At 42.3% G+C, this 19,230-nt stretch carries 17 protein-coding genes and 1 pseudogene; 10 read left to right on the forward strand and 8 right to left on the reverse strand.

What is annotated here, in order from left to right; all coding sequences use genetic code 11:
* Window positions 1-109: 109 nt before the first annotated feature.
* Window positions 110-1,627, forward strand: a complete 1,518-nt coding sequence (locus tag V7K36_RS31370; RefSeq protein ID WP_335121688.1) for a M16 family metallopeptidase — start codon at window positions 110-112, stop codon at window positions 1,625-1,627.
* A 326-nt stretch (window positions 1,628-1,953) separates the two neighbouring features.
* On the opposite strand, the gene bioB is transcribed toward V7K36_RS31370, so the two are convergent.
* Complete coding sequence (bioB, locus tag V7K36_RS31375; RefSeq protein WP_335121732.1) at window positions 1,954-2,961, reverse strand: biotin synthase BioB; 1,008 nt, start codon at window positions 2,959-2,961, stop codon at window positions 1,954-1,956.
* A 296-nt stretch (window positions 2,962-3,257) separates the two neighbouring features.
* On the opposite strand from bioB, the gene V7K36_RS31380 reads away from it, so the two are divergent.
* Window positions 3,258-3,833, forward strand: coding sequence for a GNAT family N-acetyltransferase (locus V7K36_RS31380; protein WP_335121689.1), 576 nt, complete (start codon window positions 3,258-3,260; stop codon window positions 3,831-3,833).
* 316 nt (window positions 3,834-4,149) lie between these two features.
* The gene (locus V7K36_RS31385; protein WP_335121691.1) at window positions 4,150-4,605 is read left to right on the forward strand and encodes a hypothetical protein; all 456 of its coding nucleotides are present in this window, start codon (window positions 4,150-4,152) and stop codon (window positions 4,603-4,605) included.
* A 290-nt stretch (window positions 4,606-4,895) separates the two neighbouring features.
* On the opposite strand, the gene V7K36_RS31390 is transcribed toward V7K36_RS31385, so the two are convergent.
* The gene (locus tag V7K36_RS31390) at window positions 4,896-5,561 is read right to left on the reverse strand and encodes an SMI1/KNR4 family protein (RefSeq protein ID WP_335121693.1); all 666 of its coding nucleotides are present in this window, start codon (window positions 5,559-5,561) and stop codon (window positions 4,896-4,898) included.
* A gap of 122 nt (window positions 5,562-5,683) precedes the next feature.
* Between V7K36_RS31390 and V7K36_RS31395 the strand changes: the two genes are divergently transcribed.
* Complete coding sequence (locus V7K36_RS31395; protein ID WP_335121695.1) at window positions 5,684-7,141, forward strand: protein adenylyltransferase SelO; 1,458 nt, start codon at window positions 5,684-5,686, stop codon at window positions 7,139-7,141.
* 182 nt (window positions 7,142-7,323) lie between these two features.
* On the opposite strand, the gene V7K36_RS31400 is transcribed toward V7K36_RS31395, so the two are convergent.
* From V7K36_RS31400 to V7K36_RS31415, 4 genes are all read right to left on the reverse strand, one after another.
* Window positions 7,324-9,048: an ABC transporter ATP-binding protein gene (locus tag V7K36_RS31400; RefSeq protein WP_335121733.1), complete on the reverse strand. Its 1,725-nt coding sequence runs from the start codon at window positions 9,046-9,048 to the stop codon at window positions 7,324-7,326.
* 195 nt (window positions 9,049-9,243) lie between these two features.
* Window positions 9,244-10,590, reverse strand: coding sequence for a GTP-binding protein (locus V7K36_RS31405; protein ID WP_335121735.1), 1,347 nt, complete (start codon window positions 10,588-10,590; stop codon window positions 9,244-9,246).
* 132 nt (window positions 10,591-10,722) lie between these two features.
* Window positions 10,723-11,028, reverse strand: a complete 306-nt coding sequence (locus V7K36_RS31410) for a hypothetical protein (RefSeq protein ID WP_335121697.1) — start codon at window positions 11,026-11,028, stop codon at window positions 10,723-10,725.
* Between the two features lie 226 nt (window positions 11,029-11,254).
* Entirely contained in the window at window positions 11,255-11,512 is a 258-nt protein-coding gene (locus tag V7K36_RS31415; protein WP_334832046.1) for a hypothetical protein, read from the reverse strand.
* Window positions 11,513-11,603: 91 nt separating this feature from the next.
* On the opposite strand from V7K36_RS31415, the gene V7K36_RS31420 reads away from it, so the two are divergent.
* Window positions 11,604-12,851, forward strand: coding sequence for a PDDEXK nuclease domain-containing protein (locus V7K36_RS31420; RefSeq protein WP_335121699.1), 1,248 nt, complete (start codon window positions 11,604-11,606; stop codon window positions 12,849-12,851).
* A gap of 29 nt (window positions 12,852-12,880) precedes the next feature.
* On the opposite strand, the gene V7K36_RS31425 is transcribed toward V7K36_RS31420, so the two are convergent.
* Complete coding sequence (locus tag V7K36_RS31425; protein ID WP_335121701.1) at window positions 12,881-13,579, reverse strand: prolyl oligopeptidase family serine peptidase; 699 nt, start codon at window positions 13,577-13,579, stop codon at window positions 12,881-12,883.
* Window positions 13,580-14,021: 442 nt separating this feature from the next.
* Entirely contained in the window at window positions 14,022-14,354 is a 333-nt protein-coding gene (locus V7K36_RS31430; RefSeq protein ID WP_335121737.1) for a hypothetical protein, read from the reverse strand.
* 247 nt (window positions 14,355-14,601) lie between these two features.
* Between V7K36_RS31430 and V7K36_RS31440 the strand changes: the two are divergent.
* The 5 genes and pseudogenes from V7K36_RS31440 to V7K36_RS31460 all read left to right on the forward strand — a co-directional run.
* Window positions 14,602-14,808 (forward strand): annotated as a pseudogene (locus V7K36_RS31440) (metal ABC transporter permease); the annotation flags it as partial.
* A 95-nt stretch (window positions 14,809-14,903) separates the two neighbouring features.
* Entirely contained in the window at window positions 14,904-15,473 is a 570-nt protein-coding gene (locus V7K36_RS31445) for a Rieske 2Fe-2S domain-containing protein (RefSeq protein ID WP_335121703.1), read from the forward strand.
* A 138-nt stretch (window positions 15,474-15,611) separates the two neighbouring features.
* Complete coding sequence (locus V7K36_RS31450) at window positions 15,612-16,397, forward strand: HAD family hydrolase (protein WP_335121705.1); 786 nt, start codon at window positions 15,612-15,614, stop codon at window positions 16,395-16,397.
* A 258-nt stretch (window positions 16,398-16,655) separates the two neighbouring features.
* Window positions 16,656-17,834 (forward strand): DNA double-strand break repair nuclease NurA, encoded by a 1,179-nt coding sequence (locus tag V7K36_RS31455; protein WP_334944258.1) that lies wholly within the window; start codon window positions 16,656-16,658, stop codon window positions 17,832-17,834.
* Between the two features lie 469 nt (window positions 17,835-18,303).
* The gene (locus V7K36_RS31460) at window positions 18,304-18,996 is read left to right on the forward strand and encodes an HAD family hydrolase (protein ID WP_335121707.1); all 693 of its coding nucleotides are present in this window, start codon (window positions 18,304-18,306) and stop codon (window positions 18,994-18,996) included.
* The last annotated feature ends 234 nt before the right edge of the window (window positions 18,997-19,230 follow it).

The following is a 19,230-nucleotide window of genomic DNA, read 5'->3' on the forward strand; positions in this document are numbered from 1 at the left end:
GAGTAACGAACCACGTTCGCGCAGCGTCTCGTTAGAGAAGGACGCTAAGGACGCGTACTCCTACGGAGAAGCAAGCTACGCGCAGCGTCTCGAAGACAAGGAAGAGAGTATGCAGAGGTATAAGGTGAAGGGTAAAAGGCAGATAGCGTTGAAAATCAAGAATGGGAAGGGGTTGGTTTATGCTTTGGTTGCTGTTTTTGCGTGTTTACTTTTAACTTGTAATTTTTCTCTGGCGGCGACGGCTGAGGCAAAGCATTACACACAGTTGCAGCTACCACTGTTACCTAAGATTAAGTTACCTAAGTATGAGCGGTTTGTCCTTCAAAACGGCTTGGTTGTCTATTTAATGGAGGATCACGAGTTACCGTTGGTGAATGGCACGGCGTTTGTGCGGACAGGAAATCGCCTGGAACCACAACAAAAAGTTGGGTTGGCTGGTTTTACAGGCGCCCTGATGCGAACTGGGGGAACTAAGCAGCATTCGGCTGATCAACTCAACGAGATATTGGAACAACGGGCGGCATCTGTGGAAGCTAGTATTGGTGAAGCTTCTGGTGGTGCTAGCTTTGACGCACTCAGTGAAGATTTAGAAACGGTGTTTGGGCTGTTTGCCGAGGTGCTGCGATCGCCAGTATTTGCTCAAGAAAAGCTAGACTTGGCTAAGACACAAGCTAAGGGTGGCATTGCCCGTCGCAATGACAATCCAGATGGGATTGCTAGTCGAGAATTTAAGAAACTGATTTATGGGAAAGATAGCCCCTATGCTCGCACAATCGAGTATGCAACGGTGGATCAGGTTTCTCGTGAAGATTTGCTCAATTTCTATCAGCAATATTTCCACCCCAATAATCTGATTTTGGGGATTGTTGGGGATTTTGATGCCAAAAAAATGCGATCGCTCGTTCAAGCTAAGTTCGGCGACTGGAACCGCAACCCAGGTATTGCTAAACCCAAATTACCAAATGTTTTGCCAGCTAATACAGGTGGAGTCTTTTTTGTCAACCAGCCACAACTAACCCAAAGTAGTGTGCTTATCGGGCATTTAGGTGGACGATTCGACAATCCCGATTATGCGGCGCTGGATGTATTGAATGGGGTGTTAAATGGATTTGGTGGACGCTTATTTAATGAAGTGCGATCGCGTCAAGGTTTAGCTTACTCTGTCTATGGCCAGTGGAGTCCCCGCTACGATTATCCTGGAATGTTTATTGCTGGTGGACAAACGCGATCGGATGCTACCGTCCAGTTTGTGAAAGCCTTACAATCTGAAATCAAGCGCATCCAAACTCAAAGAGTAACAGCAAAAGAACTGGCTTTTGCCAAAGAGTCTACACTTAACTCCTTTGTATTCAACTTTCAAGACCCCAGCCAAACTTTATCACGGTTGATGCGATACGAATATTACGGCTATCCTGCTGATTTTCTTTTTCGCTATCAAAAAGCCGTCGCCGTCACCACAGCCGCCGATGTGCAACGGGTAGCACGAGAATACCTCAAGCCAGAAAAGATTGTGACTCTAGTGGTGGGGAATCAAACCGCCATTCAGCCGCCATTGACGCAGCTAGCAGCACAGGTGACACCAATAGATGTAACGATTCCTGGTTCCCAGCCACAGGCGAAGAATTAATAGCCTAGATAGGTAGAAACTTAGTACAACATTTCATTAATTTCTAGCGAATTCTCTGCGTACCTCTGCGCTTCCCTCAGCGCTCCTTTGCGTTAAAATTTCAACCCTCAATTAGCCACGATTTTACGCAAAACTCATCCTGTCTCACGATCCCTCTCCTTTATAAGGAGAGGGATTGAGGGTGAGGTAAGTCAGGGATCTCGCCGTTCAACTAATTTCCTTCACTATCGGGAAATGACTGAGGACAAATTGTAGTAGCAAGTAGAAACTAAATCAGGAACCAAAACCTCTGGAGTTCCCAGAGGTTTTTTCTTCACTCTCAGGACTTACGCCACAACAGCCGGACTTGCTACCTTCTGGTGTCTTTGGGAAGGTGGACGCATTCCTAAACCAAGTAAATTCAGCATTTCTAGGTCAGTATCGTAATCTGGACAGGGAGTTGTCACCGTCAACATCTTGTTGTCGTCGCTGGAAAAGATCGAATTGGCTCCTGCCATAAAGCAGAAAGCTTGTTCAACTTGAGAAAGTCTAGCCCTACCAGCACTAAGACGCACATCGGAAGCTGGCATTAAAATCCTGGCTGTGGCAATCATCCGCACAATATCCCAAATGGGGACATCAGGCTGATTTTCTAAGGGTGTACCCGCTACTTGTGAGAGAATATTAATCGGCACGGACTCTGGATGCGGATGTAAGTTTGCCAAAGTTTGTAACATACCAACACGGTCATCAGCAGTTTCGCCCAAACCCAGGATACCGCCGGAACATACAGTCACATTTGTCTGACGGACATTCTCAATTGTGTTCAAGCGATCGCTATAAGTCCTCGTGGTAATAATTGTGCTGTAATATTCCTGCGAGGTATCTAAGTTATGGTTGTAGGCGTAAAGTCCTGCTTCTGCCAATTTCCTGGCCTGATTTGCCGTCAACATACCCAGAGTGCAGCACACTTCTAAACCCATTGCAGTTACATCCTTGACCATTTCCAGGACTTCCTCAAATTGTGAGTTATCCCGCACTTCGCGCCAAGCAGCACCCATGCAGATGCGACTAACACCAGTTTCTTTAGCTTTCTGGGCGATATTAACTACCGTTTCCTTTTCTAGGAGTGCTTGCGCCTTTACCTCTGTTTTATAGCGGGAAGATTGGGCACAGTAGCTACAATCTTCTGGACAGCCTCCCGTTTTAATCGATATGAGCTTACAAACTTGTATTTTTGTTGGGTCATGATATTGACGATGCACGCTAGCAGCTTGATAAATAAGCTCTAGCAATGGCGTGTTGTATATCGCCCGAATCTCTAATTCCTGCCAATCGTAGCGTATTCCCACCACATCACTATCCTTCTTGTAGACTGGGTTAATCAAGAGCTGTCTTTTGGTTGAATCTCCTGCGGTACAGCGTTTGGGCAAAGCGATTTTATCGAAGTTATGCCGCGCCCTGTACTTTTTCACCCATTGGCTCTCAATCCTTCCGCTCTAGATATTAAACATCAGCTTATCAAGATTTTGGTTGAATGGCAGATTAAGAGCAAAAATACTCACTTGACTGCTGCTAAACCGCAGGGATGAGAGAATTTACAAAATTAGCGAGAATGTTTTGGGAAGAGATCCCGTAGATTAGGTAATTTATGATATCAGAACTGCCACTAATTACAAGCGATCGCCTATTATTACGAGCGTCGATCCATGAAGATATACCCCAAATTCTCAAATACTTCACTGATAATAAAACTTATCTCACTCCATTCTACCCTCTTTGGGCTGATGGTTTTTTCACTGAAGAATATTGGCAGTATCAGATAGAGAATAATTTTCTGGAATTTATCAATGGGCAATCGTTAAAACTATTTATTTTTACCAAAAAAAAACCAAATATAATTATTGGAACGGTCAATTTTAGTAATTTTTTTCGAGGAGCCGCTCATTTTTGCTATGTAGGATACAGCCTTGCTGAAAATAAACAAGGTAAAGGATATATGACAGAAGGACTCAAAGCCGCAACTCAATATGTATTTCAAGAGTTAAATTTTCACCGGATTATGGCTAATTATATGCCTCACAATCGGAGCAGTGGCAATGTACTCAAAAGACTCGGTTTTGTCATTGAAGGATATGCTAGAGACTATCTATTAATTAATGGGCAATGGGAAGATCATATTATGACAAGTCTCATCAATCCTAATTGGCAAGCACCTAAATTTTAAAAATCTCTGAGTATAATTTTCAACAATATTTATTTTCTTTCCCAACTATCCCTGCTTCTAAATTTACTGATTTATAAATGCTATTTATTAATGCAAATTAGGCTATTTTTGTAGGGTAGGCAATGCTTACAGCTATTTTTAGCTAAATAAGCTGTCGTGTGTCTAACTTGCACTTTTCATAGCAAATTCATAATAAATACACAACAACTCCACAAGCAAATGCAATAGTAATATTTGTTCACGACTTGGCTCAGTTATCAATGTTTACTTGAGCCGAGGTGTCAACTTTTATTAAATGATTGAGGAGTTTTTCAAAATGTCCATTAATTCTATAAAGCGTTTATCTGTCTTTTCTACTATCTTCGCCTTTGCTACTATCTTACATGGAGTTGTCTTGGCAGCACCAGTTCCAAATCCCACCACTACACCAGCCTTAAAAACTCAGACTAGTTCTGCATCACGCCAGACAAGCAAACTCACAAATCAACAGCGCCTACAAATCCAAATGGCTCGCCAGCAAAGAGATAAGGATATTGAGGCTCTATTAAACCAGTCTCAAACTACTAAATTTAAGGCAGCATTGCAATCCCGTCAGAGAATTAGAACAGTCTTAACATCTTTGGATCTGAATCAAGATCAACAGAAAAAAGTTCAATCAATTTTGCAAGCTTATAACCTACAAGTGAGAAAAATTATATCTTCACAGGCATCACAACCAACATCAAACTCAGTAGGAATTACTGCACCAACATCACAACCAATTACAAAATAAAAAACTGAGTTTTATTTAATTACAGTCAACCTAGAGCCGAGGCGAATGGAAGGGAGCATCTCAGTTTTGCAAATATACCAGAAGAGAAACAAGATTCTTGTTCCCTCTCCTTACCAAGGAGAGGGTTGGGGTGAGGTTTTACAAGGCTTTTTACACTCATTGAGATGCTCCCGAATGGAATTCGCGGCTACACAAACAAAGTCCGAGGAGGCGGATTAAGAGAAAATTAAGTTTTTATAACCCACCTCCGTGGATTATGCCTGTCTAGAGGCGGTTTATAACCGCCCTTTTCACTGGCGGATTTGATCCAAGCTTCGGTTAAGCCAGTCTTCATACCAATCATAAAAACTCAAAGGCTGCTCCTCATCGCTATCTTGATGAAAATCATCAGGGTTAGTGTCATGGAAAGCATGACAAAAAGTCAAAGAAGCAGGATATATCCCATTATCATTAGTACGGTCATCTATCCAGATTTTTCCTGACTGCTCCCCAGTAATGACTAACATCGCATAAATTCCACAACCATAATTTGTAATGGTGAGAGTGCCCTGAATAAATTTATCATCAAAGTAAGCATCATTGTTAGCAACAAAACCTGTATCATTCTTGACAATCAAATCTAAATCATTCCAGGCTTCTGTTAAAGGAAATGGTTTAGAGAGAATTTCGTAGTTCTCTTGGTATATTTTTTCTGGGATGACATCTTCATTTTCAATTCCCAGCAGACCAGATAAGCCGTATCCTGGACCTGCACCACCATTACCAATTTCTAAGAGAAAGTTTCGATATTCACTTGGTAGTGTAATATTGTATCTGGATTCAAACACTTGAATATCTTTGTGACTCAAGCAAGGTTTAAATTGATATTCGTGTGACTCTGAGCCAAAAACCTCAAACGTAGCGTCTAAAATAGCTAATTGAGTTAACTTTTTCTTTAATTGCAAAACTTTATTCATTATGCGCTCCAGATTTTGATGGTGGCGCTGCCATATTTTAGATATGGGTCGCTTTTTGCGTTTATGCTGATGCTGAAGCCAGAGGTAGTATTAAGGGAAGAATGAATTAAGCTTTGCTCGTAATGACTCTGGCTGAAACTCCAAACTACAAGAATTCTAGCAATCCTTTTCTCACCCTCAACTACGAAAGCGCCTTAGAATCTCTAGGCGGTGACTACTACGATGAGGTTGCAGGGGCGGAATTTCCCCAACACATCCTGCGTTGGCGTAACGATGAACTATTACCCCGTTTCGGTCTAGACCCCCAAGTAGTCAAAGACGAAGATTTTATCACAGCTTTTGGCAAATTTCAGGGGCGCAAACCCTTGTTGGCACTGCGTTACCACGGCTATCAATTTGGTGAATATAACGGACAGTTAGGTGATGGTAGAGGCTTTCTCTACGGGCAAGTACGCGCCAATGATAGCGAATTGTACGATTTTGGCACAAAAGGTTCGGGGAGGACGCCCTACTCCCGTGGTGGCGATGGTATGCTCACGCTTAAAGGTGGGGTGCGGGAAGTTCTGGCTGCGGAAGCACTGCACTACTTGGGTGTACATACTTCGCGCTGTCTGACCATGATTGAAACAGGTGTACCACTCTGGCGAGGTGATGAACCTTCGCCTACCCGTTCAGCTGTGATGGTCAGGATGAGCAGTTCTCATATTCGGTTTGGCACTTTTGAGCGACTGCACTATTTCCAGCGTCCAGATTTAACTAAGAAGCTGTTAGACCACGTAATTGAGCAGTATTATCGACACTTAAGTACTGAACAAGATAAATATGCTCTATTTTACGCCGAATTAGTTAAACGGGTTGCAGAACTAGCGGCGCAGTGGATGGCGGCTGGCTTTTGTCATGGAGTCCTGAATACTGACAATATGTCGATTACCGGAGAAAGTTTTGATTATGGCCCTTACGCGTTTATCCCTAATTATAATCCCTACTTTATAGCGGCATATTTTGACTATTCTGGACGCTACTGTTACGGTAATCAACCAAGTATTTGCCAGCTGAATCTACAAATCCTCCAAGAACCTTTAAAGGCGATTATTGATAAAGGCGAAATGGAAGCTGGATTAGCTAGGTTTGGTGAATATTATGAAGCTGAATACAGTTCTTTGATGTTGAAAAAGTTAGGTTTTGTGGAGTTGGTACATCCACAAGCTCAAGAACTCTTGAATCTAACGATTGAATTTTTGAAAGTGAGCCAATTGGGTTATCACCAATTCTTTTATGAGATGGCTCGCACTTTTTCATCTAAATGGCGAGATGAACCAGGTTTTGTAATGAATGGTTCAGATATTATACCAGTACCGGGTGCATCAGCAATTTTTGATGATTGGTGTATACTGTATCATCAAATTTTGAATGATTTTGATAGCGATCGCATCGATGTAATTGCCCAAACTCTAACTGTTCATAATCCGCAAACGGCATTATTAAGACCTGTGATTGAATCTATTTGGGAAGCAATTGCTCAGGAAGATAATTGGCAACCTTTTTATGAGTTAATCAAGGCAATTCAGTCTAGGAAATAGTTAAAAAGACAGCAGGGGATAGGGGCAGGGCTATTTCGTTCTAGACATAAACCGCCCGGAACTTTAGTTCTGGGCGGGATGGCAACGAAGCCAGAGATTTCAAAAATGTGGGTAATGACAAGACCCCAAGGTAGGAGCTTGAAACCTTATGTACGGTGAATAGTAAATCTTTCCCCCTGCCTCTAACTAAATTGCTGGGCATAAGACCGCGCATAGCGATGCTCTAAAGCTAATAATTCTTCATGGGTTCCCGATTCCACAATTTGTCCCTGTTCGATAACTAAAATGCGATCGCACCGTCTGACTGTTGATAAACGGTGAGCAATAATAAACACTGTCCGTTTTTGCATCAATCTTTCCAGGGCTTCCTGTACCAGTGCTTCTGACTCGGAATCTAATGCTGATGTCGCCTCATCGAGAATCAAGATTTGGGGATTGAGCAGAACAGCACGAGCGATCGCAATTCTTTGTCTTTGTCCACCTGATAAGTTTACCCCACGCTCACCCACCCAAGTCTGATAACCCTCTGGTAGTTGGCTAATAAATTGATGGGCATTAGCGATTTTCGCCGCCTCTTTAACTGCTTCCATTTCAAAAACATCTTGTCCAAAGGCGATATTTTGGGCAATTGTCCCCGAAAACATGATGGTTTCTTGAGGAACAATCCCAATTTGTCGCCGCAGACTATGCAGCTTGACATCCCGAATATCAACGCCATCAATGAAGATTTGCCCAACTTTAGGGTCGTAAAAACGGGGGAGAAGATTTACAAATGTGGTTTTACCAGCACCAGAAGCACCCACAAGAGCGATCGCTTCACCTGGCGATACTAATAAACTGATATCTTTTAATACAGGTTCACCTGGTTTATAGGCGAAGGAAATATGACGATATTCTACTTTGCCTTTGACTGGGGGGAGAGCGATCGCATTGATCTTTTCCGTCACCGTCGGCTGAATTGCCATCAATTCAAAAACGCGGTCAACAGATGCTTCACCCTGCTTAAATTCGTTGTAGTTGTTAGTAGTATGACCAATGGGATCAATTAACAGCGCCGCCGCCGCCAGATAACTGAAAAAATTCGCCACTGTCAAGTTGTTTTGGGAAATTTGCCACGCTCCCACAATCAGTAACGATAACCCACTTAAGGCTTCCAGAAATCCGATGATCGGAATCTGAATCGCTTTCAGGCGTTCGGTTGAGTATTTTGCTTTGAGACTGCGTTCTGCTTCATGTCCAAAGCGGGCGATTTCGTAATTTTCGGCAGCAAAAGCCTGTACCAAACGAATACCGTTGAAAACTTCCGCGAGGATGGCTGATAAACCCGACACGCGATTTTGACTTTTTAAGGAATACTTGCGTAACCGTTCACCAAACCAGCCGACTAAAATACCCATCAGTGGCGCAACAATTACCGTTGCTAGTGTCAGTTGCCAATTCAGGTAAATCATGTAAATCGGAATTGCTAGCAACTGCAAAATGCAGGGGATAAAGTCGTGAAATCCTTTGTTTACTACTTCGCCAACGCGGTCAACATCTTCCGTGAGGCGGTAAGATAAATCACCTGCTTTTGCCGTTTCAAAATAACTGATATTTAGCTTTTGAAGATGGGCGTAGACTTGCTGACGGAGATGAAAAGCAACTCTCAAGGAAGCTTTCGCCATGTACATATCTTGTATAGACTGAAACAAGCCTCTGACAAGAAAGACTAAGGCACAGCTGCCAGTTATTTGAGCGATCGCGACTACATTACCTTGTGCAAAGGGGGTTGCCAATTTCCCGGCGAGATTGATCAATACTAATGTCGCCAGTACGTATCCCAAAATACCAACAATTCCCTTGGTGATGGTTTGCCACTGGAGTCGGATATAAGGCAATAGTAGCCAGTAATTAGAGCGCGTTTTCAAGCTGTAACGTCCACAACGATATTCTCCTTTGTTTGACGCTATCAGCTTTTGGGGAGTTTCTGAATAATGCAACCTATTTTAGCATTCAGGAGAATTATTTTATACAATTCCTGGAACAACAGGTTTACGACTTTACTCATCAGCTTTAGAAAGGATGTGCTTACCGGAAACTTTTCGGAAGACAACTCAAAAATCTTATAACTTTAATCCTAACTCCTGTCGCAGACGATATAGAATTGTGTTCTGGTCAACTTGAGAAAGAATTTCTTGAATGACGCTGCTAGCGCCCAACTGTCCCCAAGTACAGCCTTTTTCGAGATACACCTGAGCAGCTTTGCCAACGGAGTATGCTCCATAACCGGCGATACCAGCTTGAGCGATCGCACTGCCTGCAAAGGCAGTAATATTACTGGGATTGTCACCACTGGTTATTGCAGCCGTACTCTTACCCAAACCCAAAAGTAAACTACTACCTAATTCTCCCAGCAGCAAGCCACCGGAACTAAATAAAATTGTTTTTAAAATTTTCCCGGCTTCATAGCTAGTCATCGGCAAACCATATAATCTAGCTAGAGCGCGAATTAAAGCTAAATCGGCGACAGTTCCGCCAAGGATATCTAAAAAAGCAATGGGATTGAGCATTACTGCCAAAGCTTTGTATTTGGTAAATTGCCAAATAATATTTTCGGCTTCTTGTTCGCGTAAGTCGATAGTTTTTTGAGCGATCGCGGCTTCTGCATCCCGTGCTTGGATAAGTGCATTTAAAGCCAGAAGCGATCGCCCTTCTCGATTCAGAATATTCAGAATTGTCTCTTTGAGTTCATCTACTTGCGGTGGTGGTGTCTCCCATTCATAACTGACACCTCCATCAGGCCACTCAACCCGCACTTCCATTGGTGCTGGTTCCGCCGCCACCATCACAATTTCATCAGGTAGTAGAGGCTTCGCTTGAGGATTCCCTGCACCCAGTTGTTGCAAATTTTGGTAAATCGCTCCTTGATCTGTATCTGGGTATAAATCTATCTTGTTAAACACTAAAATCAGGGGTTTTTGTGCTTCCCGCAATGACAGCAGTGCTTGATACTCAGTGCGCGTGATATCACCAGACACGACAAACAAAATTAAATCAGCTTGATGCACCACTTCTCGTGCCATATCCGCCCGTGACTCACCCTCAATTTCATCTAATCCGGGGGTATCAATTAACTCTACTAGTACCTTACCACCGGGCTGCCAACGGACAGAACGCGGCCATTGAGTGACACCGTTTAGAGGTCCAGTTTGCAGAATCTTCTCTCCCAGTAAGGCATTTAAAACTGCTGACTTTCCACGACTCACCAAACCAAAAGCAGCAATTCTAATGATGTTAGAGTCCAGCTTATTGAGTGTGGAATTCAAAGCTTCTAATTCCGGTTTCATCAAACCTGCCAATTCTGGGTTAGATGACAACTGTCCTGACTTGCGAAGATATCCATACCAAGACAGCGCTTGTCTGAGACTGGCGCGGGCACGATTTAAGTGAGTTTCTTGCAGATTACGCACGAAGTTAGGTTGATTCAAGGTTGGACAAACAACAGGCTACATATCCATTTTGATCTAATTCCCAGGATATCAACCTGTTTTGTCAAATTAACCAATTGTTCAGAATGCATACCTTCTTTCTACGGTATCCATTCAGAACATGGGATTACGTTGATTATCCCAACACTTGCGATCGCGCCAGTTTCTCCCAGTATGTTCACATTCAGATGCATTATCTATCGAAGGAATCGATGTAGAGTAGTACGACGTTCCAATGAAAGCGAATAAACTAGCACTGAATAAGGGCAATAATAAGGATAAAGTTATCAATGTAAAAATCGGTAGACTGATTAAATATCCAGTCAGCAGTAAAATATTACTACGAGTCCAAAAAACTGTGCCGATTTTATTATTTTTTTGGCGAGTTTTTAAGCTGGTTGTTGAATTCGATAAAAGCATAATGGAACCCTATTAATGTCAGTTTATATAGCAATCCCATTTGATTTGTAAAAGCCAAGCTGACTGAGAGTTAGCCGGATCAGGTTTTGGCTCTCAGTATATTTAGCAAAAATCAAATCGGAGTCCTATACGAATATGGATTTTTACGTAAGAACATTATTGAAGCTATACACTCTGATGTCAAAGGTGCAAGGGACAACTTCTTAGAAGTTTTAATCTTTGGGCGCTAAAAAATATTTTTAATGAAAATATGTTGAAGTTTTAGCGATCGCCATTGCGTAAATCCTAGCAAATTTAAATCATGGGCTTCTTTTGCCGATGCTGGATTGTTGTATTGGGTTGGCATAGCCCGCCGTACCCCTACGGGGAAGCAAGCTACGCGAAGCGTCTCGTTGGCGTAGCCTCTCGTAGAGAAGAGAAGGCATCGCTTCTGGGTAAACTGGAAATGTTCCTTCCCGCCGCAGCCTTTCAGCACGGAAACCATTATTTCGGACTCGCTGCTGAGTGTATCCCTAATTTGATTAGCAAAATTTTGTGTGATACTGGCAGTATAGAAGTAGCGTTAATTCTTTTTTATGTCTAGAGACGATAAATCCGAAGCTTCAGGAAGGGGTGGATCTGCGATCGTTGGTTATGAAGATTTTTTAACTGAACTAAAAAGCCGAATTTCTAGCGCTCAATTACAGGCCGCAGTCGCAGTCAATAGAGAGTTAGTATTCCTCTACTGGCAAATTGGGCGAGATATTCTGAATCGCCAAGAGCAGCAAGGTTGGGGAGCAAAAGTTATTAATCGTCTGGCGGCTGATTTGCAGAAAGCTTTTCCAGAGATGAAGGGCTTTTCGCTTCGCAACCTTAAGTATATGCGGGCATTTGCCGAAGCTTATCCACATGAGGAATTAGTGCAACAGGTTGTTGCACTAATTCCTTGGGGTCATAATCTCCGTATATTGGATACCATTAAAAACCAAACAGAACGCTTGTGGTATGTACACCAGACAATCCAGTATGGATGGAGTCGAAATGTTTTAGTTCACCAAATTGAAAGTAAGTTGTATCACCGTCAGGGTAAAGCAACTACCAACTTTAACTGCACTCTGCCTCAACCACAATCAGAATTAGCACAGCAATTGTTGAAAGATCCATACACTTTTGATTTTCTCAATTTAGGGGAAGATTTTCTGGAACGCGATTTGGAACGTTCTTTAATCAACCATATCCGCGATTTTTTACTAGAGTTAGGGGTTGGTTTTGCTTTTGTAGGTAGCCAATATCATCTTGAAGTTGGTGGTGAAGATTTTTATATTGATTTATTGTTTTACCACTTGCGTTTACGCTGCTATATAGTGATTGACCTGAAAATTGAAGAGTTCAAACCAGAGTTTTCTGGCAAAATGAATTTCTATGTTAGTGCGGTAGATGATTTATTGAGACGCCCAGATGATCAGCCTACGATTGGGATGATTTTGTGCAAAAGCAAAAATAAGGTAATTGCCGAATACTCTCTCCGGGATATGCATAAGCCGATTGGTGTTTCGGCGTATCAGCTAAAAGATACTTTACCGGAGGCTTTGCAAGATAATTTGCCAACGATTGAGCAGTTAGAAGCTGAGTTGGAAACGGTGTCAATTATTGAGGAAATCAATGGACTCAGTGGTTCAGATGGAAAAATGCAAGTAACGCATTATCCACTAGATGAAGCATATCAAAGGCTTAGGCTACGGACAAAAAAAACCGAGTTTTCCCCAGAAGAAATAGGAAACGAAGTTGCAAAAATTCGGAATGAAATAAACAATAATACAACTAAAGATTCTGATTTAATTTAGAGTGTATTCCAATGCAGAGAAAAATATCTTTAACTTATAGCCTGCTGCCGTCGATGCTGCAAAAACCACTCATACAACTCTGGATTATTGTATGTCTGCGTCCACGAGTCGTGAGCGGCTTCTGGGTAAACTGTAAATTTTACATCCCCGTCGCGGGCTTTGAGTGCAGAAACCATGATTTCAGACTCCCTTAAGGGAACGACATTATCCCTTGCTCCGTGAAATGCCCATACGGGAAGATTTTTCAACTTACGTGCTGCTTGTGGATTACCACCCCCACAGATAGGAGCGATCGCTGCAAATCTTTCGGGCTGTGCTGCTGCTAAATGCCATGTTCCGTAACCACCCATACTTAAGCCGGTCAGGTAAACCCGATCTGGATCAATATAGGATGCGTAGGCGCTTTGCCGCTTCTCGTCAGACATCGCCTCATCTAGAAGGGCGCTCAATCGTTCTACATTCCAATGTTGACCGCGCGGACATTGGGGAGAAATGACAATGAAGGGAAAGTCTGGCTGTTGTTCAACAATTTTGGTAACACCCTGCTTTTTCACATTATCTAAGTCAGAACCTCTCTCACCCGCACCATGTAAAAACAGGATTGTTGGCAAAAGTGGCTGTTGTGTTTCGTTGCATTGATACGAAGTATCTTGTCGTAAGACATCTGGCAAGAATAGCAGGTAGTTGTAGCTGTCGGTAGAAGCAACTTGTCGTTGTAATGTTGGCATAGCATTAGAAAATTTTGTTAGTTCGACTTCTACGAACAGCTATTATATAACTTAGTCGCTATGTTGCTTCTCGTAGACTCTTAGGAACGTGGATTAAAAAAAATGCAAAACTTTATGCTGTCTCACGATCCCTCTCCTTTATAAGGCGAGGGATTGAGGGTGAGGTAAGCCAGGGACATAAATTGTATGTTATTTAATTCTTATTCCTTGACTAACCGAAAGTCATGATCTATATATAGATGCTCTAGAAAAAAAGTAGCTAAATAGGCTTTTTCAAATTTCTTGAGATTATTTCTGTCCATATCTTTTAATTTGAGTTCTTGCGGTAACTGTATGTTTGGTGCTGCTTCCTTAAATTTAGATTCTACTGTTAAAACAAGATATATACGGGGACGCAAAGAAAGAATTCCCTGTGTCCCTGTGTCTCTTCAATGAAGGACTACTACCAAATGCGATTTCCATTTTCGTCAACTCGTGCTTGCCGAATTACGTCGGAAATCTCTTCAGCATCTTTTACGTGGTGGAGTGCCTTCTTTTCGCCGTTTGGTTCATCCACAACGAAGTAAGTCGGGACTGTGATTTTGTCGCCTGTAATGTCTGGTACATCATCAACAGCTACCTGTTGACTCTTGTCTTCAACTGATTGAGACTCATCAGCGATTCTATCTCCTGGATTCGCAGTTAAGTTTCTTTCCTTCACGTTCCCTTCTTCGCGCGAATCCGAATCTTCGCTCACTGGTTGATTAATTTTATTTTCTTGATTTTTATCAGTCATGGTTTTCCAGTTATTAAACAATCTAGCTTTACCAATAACATTGTAGAAAATCAAAGATACAAAGAGTTCTTTCTCTGGAGAGACTTTGAGAATAGATTTCAGCAAAACACCTCTTAGGTTAGATATTTGCTCAGATGAATTTACTTCTTTGGTTGAAATGACATATATTTTCTCCCAATGCTTCTACAATGCTGCGAGTATTCACTTCCATCATTTTGATGTGGGAATCCCCATGACTTCCCTTTGCATTGATGAAGTGCGGGACACTGCTATTATTGCCACTATTGTTTTAATAGTTGTGGTTTTCTTCTATAAAGAACTTTTATTTTACACCTTTAATCCTTTAGGTGATCAAGCCGGAGGTTTGCCCCTGAATCGGCTGAACTTTGGACTTATGGTGCTAATAGCTTTAACAATTGTCGCCAGCCTGAAAGCTGTCGGTGTCATTTTAGTTCGGGATTTTTACGGCTAAGTATCTTAAAACCAAAGGGTAATCCTAATGCGATCGCGTCGTAGTATAGTATTAGACATTTATTAGTAAATCAAGTCATGAAAGAAAATTCTTCTACTAATGGCAAAATTCCAGCAAGGATAAAAACGCGTCGGGATTTCTTAACCTATATGTTAGGTACTACAATTACATCAGTAGCGATCGGATATCTATTTCCCAAAGTCAGCCAAAGTCATGAGATAGACTTAGAAACCCTTTGCTCACTGTATCCAAAGAATTCGCGCTGTGAAAATTATCTTCCAGGATCTGTGGCACTGGCTAAAGACGACAAGAAAATTGAGGCTAATACACTATTGGCAACCGCAAAGCCCGGAATTCCGATTTTTGTCAAAGGCTTGCCAGATAGTAGCGTTGATTATCTGATCATTCAAGACGGTCCACAGATTGCTGAGTACGCTATCAATCCAATTTGCACCCATTTAGGATGTACAGTTGAGTGGAATCTTGAGAAGAATCACTTTATTTGTCCTTGTCATGGGTCTGAATACGATTCTCAGGGTCGAGTCGTTCATGGCCCAGCCAAACGTTCTCTGCCACTAATCACTGTAGTAGTCAAGCAAAACGAAGTTCGTTTAATTGATCGCAAACCAGCTGTAGATCCTCGTTAACCTACCAGTATAAAATCATATTCGACAATGCCGCTATACTTTTTGAGCAAGTTATAAATTATAAAAGACTAATAAAAATTACTGCATGATTTGAATTTGTCGGGTAAGCTGACAACAGCAGTTTTAATCCTCAAAACAATGACCGCAAGTAGTCCCACGATTTTAGCCCTGGATTTTGATGGAGTGATTTGCGACGGACTAATTGAATATTTTGAGGTAGCATGGCACATCTACTGTGAAATTTGGTCGCCTGTTAACGACACACCACCAGATGATTTGGCTTTGAGATTCTATCGTCTACGACCTGTAATTGAAACAGGTTGGGAAATGCCAGTTTTAATCAAAGCATTGGTAGATGGAATTGCTGATGAAAAGATTCTTCATGAATGGGCAAGCATCGCCCCAAAACTTTTATTAAATGACAAGCTACAACTAAAAGAAATTGGTGCGAAACTAGATAACCAACGGGATGAATGGATTACCAACGATTTAGACGGTTGGCTAAATCTGCATAAATTTTATCCGGGTGTAGTGGAAAAAATAAAATTAACTCTTGACAGTGGAGTTAAGCTATACATTGTGACAACTAAAGAAGGGCGTTTTATACAGCAGTTGTTGCAACGAGAAGGAGTTAATTTACCAGCAGCAGCGATTTTTGGCAAAGAAGTCAACCGTTCCAAATACGAAATTCTGCGAGAATTAAAGCAGGCAGAAACAGACAAGCCAGTTAGTCTATGGTTTGTAGAAGATAGACTCAAGACGTTGCAGTTAGTCCAACAGCAAATAGACCTTGAAGATGTGAAACTCTTCCTTGCAGACTGGGGCTATAATACCCAAGCAGAACGGGAAGCTGCCCAAAATGATCGGCGAATTCAGTTGTTATCACTGTCTCAATTTGCCAAAGATTTCTCAAGTTGGCTTTAATATATTAAAGTTGGAATAATCTGTTGATGCCTTCACCCTAAAAGGGGTTGTCATTGCCTAGATGTTTGTAACAGTCCAATTGTTGCCCTTATCGATATCCTGCCCGGAAATTAAGTTCCGGGCTAATAGCCCAACTCCACTCAAGTAGACTGAAATCAACAAAGCAGAATATTTAAAAAATGTACGTAAATAATAAAGATTAGAAATCAGAGCTTCCGTCCTTCCATTTCGTTAACTCTTCACTCTTTACTTACCTTTATGCTTGACCTGACAAAACTGGCGCGACAAATGCAGGGTTTAAGTCAGCATCTTACTTTAGAAGCTGTTGCCAGTCGCCAGCGTTTAGAATTGGCGCAACAACATCTCAAAAATGCTTACGAGTGTCAACAAGATTTAATCGATCGCCAGGAAAAATGGCGCGATCGCATTCTCTTTGCTAATGCTACCCCAATTGAGCCGCTAGAAACCTGCATCGATATCCCAGTTCCTCCCAAAATTCATACTGTCATCGCTACCGATGGTTCGCAAATTGCCCCCAACCATCACGAAATTGCTTACTGTTATCTCCTAAATATCGGCAGAGTAGTCTTACACTACGGACAAAATCGCCATCCGCTACTCGATAGTTTGCCAGAGGTATTTTATCGCCCAGAAGATTTATATATGTCTCGGCAGTGGGGAATTAAAACCGAGGAATGGATGAGTTTCCGCCGCACTGCTTCAGAAACAACAGTGTTGGCAGAACTTGCCTGTAGTGCAGCGAAAGGGGAAACGCCAGCACTAGCGATGGTAGATGGTTCGTTAATTTACTGGTTTTTAGAACACTTGCCAATGGATGCACGCGATCGCATTTTACCCCCGATTCTCGAAGCTTGGCAGCAGATGCGTGATGCTCAAATTCCGTTGATGGGCTATCTCAGCGCCTCTCGCAGCATCGAAACAATGAACTTTTTACGGTTGTTGGCTTGTCCCCATCCAGTGCCAGACTGTAAAAGTCATTGCCCAAATCAGCTAGAAAAAGTACCTTGTAAAATTTTTGAACAGTTGCGAGATACTTCTGTTTGGGCTACCCGACTCAAACCGGGACAACGCAGTACTCTGTGGCGCAGTAATTCTCCAATTCTCGAACTCTACGCTGACCAAACCATTTACTTTTGCTACGTCCATGTTGGTACTGAAATTGCCCGAATCGAAGTTCCGGCATGGGTAGCGGATAATGCAACCATGCTAGATCAAGCATTGGGACTAATGCTAGCACAAGTACAAAAAGGATATGGCTACCCTGTAGCGATCGCCGAAGCGCATAATCAAGCAGTGGTAAAAGGTGGCGATAGAGCGCGTTTTTTTGCCCTCCTCGAACAACAAATGATTAAAGCTGGCCTGAAAAATGTGGGAACTTCCTACAAAGAAGCCAGAAAGCGGGGGAGTATTGCTTAAATAAGCTGCTAGGAAAAGTTTACAAAAAAACCTTTAGCTAGACTTGATAAGTAAGTGGGTCAAATTAAATATAAAACCTCACCCTGCCTCCGGCTTCCCTCTCCAAACTCACGGAGAGGGATTGAGGGTGAGGTTTGATCTTATATTTAATTACGCCTACTTACTCTCGAAAAGTAGCCATACATCTGAGGTGACATGACTCCTTTCCTAAAGGTAGGGAGGCAACTAAAGAATCACTTCAAAGACTTCCTAGTTACTCCCTTACGGGATTTCGACTTTGACCTAGACTGAGATATCTCAGTACAAGAGCAAACCGTCTGCATAGGCGTTTTGGATTCCCGACTGTCCATCGGTACTAATTAGTATCTTAATATATTAGTGGCAAATGCAACACTCGTAAATATAAAGCCGTGCTAGAAGCATGGGGTTTTAAACCCAACTTTTCGATAAAAATTAACATTTTGTGCCGATGCTAAGACTAATTACTGACTTCGACGGCCCTATTATTGATGTTTCCGAACGGTACTACCGTGTTTATCAATTCTGTTTGGAGAAAACCCGTCGCCCAAATCAAGTAGTGCAAGAGCTTCCAAAAGCGGAATTTTGGCAGTTAAAGCGATCGCGTGTTCCTGAAAAACAAATCGCCTTAAATTCTGGGTTAGATGAAACCCAAGCCCAAGAATTCGCCCAGTTGCGGCGGCAAACTGTGCATACAGAAGCTTATTTCAACTATGACACTCTCGCGCCTGGTGCTGTGGATGCACTGTTAAAAATTCAACAAGCTGGAATTGATTTGGCAGTTATGACCATGCGCCGAGTTCGAGAACTAGATTATGCCTTTAAAAAACACGATTTGGGGAGATTTTTCCCGGAAAATCGTTGTTATTGCCTGAGTAACGACTACATTAAAACTCGTGATATTGAAGATAAGCCTTTGTTGATGGCTAGGGCATTAGAAGAACTACCCCCGGCTGCTGATACCTGGATGGTGGGAGATACGGAAGCCGACATCACCGCCGCTAAAAATTATGGTATTAAGGTGATGGGTGTGGAATCTGGCATCCGCGATCGCACCCAATTGGAACTTTACCACCCCGACTTAATCGTTAAGGATTTCAGCGCGGCTGTAGATTTAGTCTTAAAACCTAAACACCTTGTCTAGAAAACTTCTGTCGCTGCAACAGCTTGAATTATATCATGTCCGCTTGATTGCTTATTAAACCCGAAGAACCCCACCCCGCCAAAGCGATGCTTTGTCTCCTCTCCCCGCAAGCGGGGAGGGGATTAAGGGGTGGGGTGCAGGGGTGCAATGACTGTGGGAATCGTAACTAATTATGCGGACATGATATTAATCGGCATTCAGGTTGAAAATTAAAATAGGAGTCAAAATAGGTAT

The sequence above is a fragment of the Nostoc sp. genome, assembly GCF_036919555.1.
GTDB lineage: Bacteria > Cyanobacteriota > Cyanobacteriia > Cyanobacteriales > Nostocaceae > Nostoc.